Below are 3,679 nucleotides of genomic sequence, written 5' to 3'. Positions count from 1 at the left end.
CTATTAATGAAAAATAAAATTTAATATTTCTATTTCTCTTTACTTTAAACAAGATTACAATGAATTTTGTGCATAAATAATATTTCATTAAAAATAAGGAGAATTGCTTTTGGTTGTTCAAAGAAATTCCTATCAAGAACAGACACTTTTCCATATATCCTGGCCTATTTTTATAGAATTAGCTCTTCATATGGGTATAGGAATAATAGCTACACTTATGCTAAGCCATTATTCTGACAGCGCAGCTTCCGGTGTTGGCGTTGCTAATCAATTAGTAAGTATTTTTATTTTAGTTTTCAATGTTACTTCGATGGCAGCAATGATTTTAATTGGTCAAAGACTCGGTGCAAAACATTTAAACGAGGCTCGCCAATTGGCTTATTCAGCCATTGGCTTGAACTTTTGGTTTGGTATTATCGTTTCTTTTATTGTTGTAACCTTTGGCGGACAGCTACTACTTTTATTTGAAATACATGGTGATGTCCTACAGTACGGACTTACATTTATTCGTATTTCTGGAGCTTCTCTGTTCCTTGAATCACTTTCATTAGCGTTAAGCGCGATCCTTCGAAGTTATGGATATACGAAAGAATCCATGATTGTAACGGTTCTAATGAATGTTATTAGTATTATTGGGTACAGTTTTGCTATTTTAGGAGTTTTTCACTTTCCTATAACAGGTGTAGTAGGAGTTTCGTGGACCATAATAGGAGCCCGTACATTTGCAATTTGTGCTCTTTTCTATTTAATCTATAACAAGCTTGCATTACGAATCCAGTTCGATACTATTTTCAAATTAAAACGAGAAGATGTCCATGCAATGCTTTCCATTGGTATTCCGTCTGCTGGAGAAAATATATCCTATCAATTTTCCCAGTTGGTTATCACTGCTCTAGTTGCTACTTTTGGAGATGCTTCCCTTGCTGCAAGAATTTATATCACAAACATATCTATGTTTTGCTATTTATTCACATTAGCAATTGCTGAAGGAACGCAACTGCTTGTTGCACGTTATGTTGGAGGAAGACAATATGAAAAAGCATTAAAACGAGGAGTACAAACCTTAAAAATAGCTATGGTTGCTTCCTTTCTCACGTCATTCGCTACTGCTCTTATCGGTACACCGATATTAAAGTTATTTACTAGCGATTCAGCTATCCTTGCAGTCGGCCTTCCTGTATTATGGGCTGTCGCCTTTACAGAACCAGGAAGAGCTATGAATATCGTTTTAATGAGTTCATTAAAATCATCAGGTGATGTTCGTTTTCCAGTTGTAATTGGGATTTGTGCAATGTGGGGTATCGCTGTTTCTCTCAGCTACGTGCTAGGAGTTCAATTTGGACTCGGTTTACTAGGTGTTTGGATTGCACAAGGTGTAGATGAATGGTTTCGAGGTTGTTTCGCTCTTAAACGCTGGATTGGCAAACCGTGGGGAAAAGAAGTACACCTTCAAACTACTTTCATTGCAAAATAAAATGAAAGTAACCTTTAACTTAAAACGTACATCTTGATTACGTCGCCAATACAAAGAGAAGCTTAGCTAGAAATGTTTATTTAAAACATCATTATGCCTAGGAAATCCTGAACAGATATGAGGTTTGGCACGAAATTGTTTTATGTTTCTTACATGATTTAATTGGCTGATCATTTCGAAAAAGTAGTTTCACTTCCTACATAAAGTCATGATTCTTATATTATGACTTTTTTTTCATATCGTTCTATTGTATACTACGTAATAGAAATTTTTATTATTTCGGGGCATTAGCTCAGTTGGGAGAGCGCTACGCTGGCAGCGTCGAGGTCAGGGGTTCGAACCCCCTATGCTCCATCTGTAAAACCTTTTCGTATCAAATGATAGTAAATATCATCAAACTTATCCTCTTTTATAACTAGAGGATTTATTTTTTATAATCATGTAGTATTTTTCTAATGCCCTCAAGTTGTTGCGTTATGAACGCTTGAAACGTCATCTACTTTTTCATACCTCCTTCAACTTGCATGTTTTTCCTCCACAATACGAACGTACGTTTGCAACATAGAACGAACACGATAAAAATAACAGAGGTAATAGATATTGAAAATAAGATAGACAATTTTTTTGGGAATTAATTAAAGAATAAAAAATAATCCTACGTGCATTATAAAGAGGTCCGCGGTATGCGGCTATCTATAATCAAGGAGGAAAATAACATGGATAAAAAAATTGAAAAGCATGTAGAATCAGTCGCACGAAAAGTAGCAGATGTAGAGGTTGCACAAGAACTCACTGCTTTACAATCACAAATTCATCAAATTGAACAATCTTTATCTCAATTCGCATCCAATCCGCAAGGGCAACAAGCTGGAGTTCAAAGTGGACAGACAAATCAGTTAATGAGTCAAATGAAACAATTTAATCAACAAGCACATCAACAAATTCAACAATCTGATCAACAGTTACAGCAAACATTTCAACAAGCTATTCAAACATTAAATCAAGGATTACAACACTTAAAATCCCATCAAGCATTGCATCAAATGAGCCAAGCGATTGCTCAAGCAGAACAACAACTATTAAGTATGAGTAATACACAAAACCAGCAAGGACAACAAAATCAACTACTTCAATAAATCCTTGTACTAACTTATACAAATAAAGTGCTAAATATTTTTCTTTAAAAACCAAGGACATATTTCAAAATAGTTCTTGGCTTTTGAAAATAAAAAGGACGGTAAGGGCCGTCCTTTTTTATCCATTCATATTTTAACGTCCTTGAAATGAACTCATTTGTTGTTGTGCTAATGCTACAAGACGTTTAGTGATTTCTCCACCTACAGAACCGTTAGCACGTGAAGTAGTTTCTGCTCCAAGACTCACACCAAATTCTTGTGCAATTTCATATTTCATTTGATCCACTGCATTTTCTGCACCTGGAACTACCAATTCATTATTACTTCCACTACGATTTGACATATAATATCACCTCCTTGTATGTTAGAATACAACAGAGCAAGATATTATATACGAATATTAAGATGGTAATAAATTACTCTATATTGTTCTAAATTGTGCATATTCTAATTTTCTTTCATCATAATAAAAAGAGAGAAGGAAATATATTTTGAATATGGTTTGCCATGTACCTTTATTCACCTCTTGAATAATTCTTCTCAATTATTTTATTTCAATCAAAAATGGTCTATAAATGGACCGTTTTTGGTTTTAAAAGTATTTACATTCTTTTTACTCTTTCCTATACAATTTTCTCGTATAAATTGTTTAATGAATGGGGAATATATACATAAGCCAAGTTCTCCTCCGTGTAAGAAAATTTGGCTGCCAGGGTTTAGATTTCTCCTGGCTTTTTTTATTTTCAAGTTTTAGCTAAATTTCATATGTTTCGCTTCCATCACAGCCCATTTTCTACCTTCAAACGTGTTTAGCCATGATTCAGCTTTACGCAAGCTATTTGCTTTTTTAATAATGCCTTTTACTTTCAGATCTTCAACATTGATGTATTTATAACCTACCCTACGCTTTTTCCTATCTAAAAAACGTACTTCCATAACATTTAATTGGCCTTTAGAAGAACCAGTTACAACTTCGATTTTGCTTACTTCATCTAGTTTCATCTTTTTATCTCCTTAGACTTTAATGAATTTATTTAATTAGTATTACCTTAATTATCCATAATAAATC

Annotated in this window: 4 protein-coding genes and 1 tRNA gene; 3 read left to right on the top strand and 2 right to left on the bottom strand. The window is 33.9% G+C overall.

What is annotated here, in order from left to right:
* Nucleotides 1–109: 109 nt before the first annotated feature.
* The 3 genes from AC11ZT_RS04220 (at nucleotide 110) to AC11ZT_RS04210 (ending at nucleotide 2,610) form a co-directional block, all read left to right on the top strand.
* A complete protein-coding gene (locus tag AC11ZT_RS04220) occupies nucleotides 110–1,474 on the top strand; it encodes an MATE family efflux transporter (RefSeq protein WP_484058404.1) in 1,365 nt (454 codons plus the stop codon).
* Nucleotides 1,475–1,755: 281 nt separating this feature from the next.
* Nucleotides 1,756–1,828, top strand: a tRNA-Ala gene (locus AC11ZT_RS04215).
* Nucleotides 1,829–2,190: 362 nt separating this feature from the next.
* A complete protein-coding gene (locus AC11ZT_RS04210; protein WP_484058403.1) occupies nucleotides 2,191–2,610 on the top strand; it encodes a hypothetical protein in 420 nt (139 codons plus the stop codon).
* A gap of 133 nt (nucleotides 2,611–2,743) precedes the next feature.
* Here the strand turns inward: AC11ZT_RS04210 and AC11ZT_RS04205 are convergent, their stop codons facing one another.
* Together AC11ZT_RS04205 and AC11ZT_RS04200 are read right to left on the bottom strand one after the other, a co-directional pair.
* On the bottom strand, nucleotides 2,744–2,953 hold the full coding sequence (locus AC11ZT_RS04205; protein WP_484058402.1) for an alpha/beta-type small acid-soluble spore protein: 210 nt from the start codon (nucleotides 2,951–2,953) through the stop codon (nucleotides 2,744–2,746).
* 407 nt (nucleotides 2,954–3,360) lie between these two features.
* On the bottom strand, nucleotides 3,361–3,612 hold the full coding sequence (locus AC11ZT_RS04200; RefSeq protein WP_484058401.1) for a hypothetical protein: 252 nt from the start codon (nucleotides 3,610–3,612) through the stop codon (nucleotides 3,361–3,363).
* Nucleotides 3,613–3,679 lie beyond the last annotated feature (67 nt).

It is taken from the genome of Ectobacillus sp., assembly GCF_056992975.1.
This window is presented reverse-complemented; position numbering and strand designations above follow the sequence as displayed.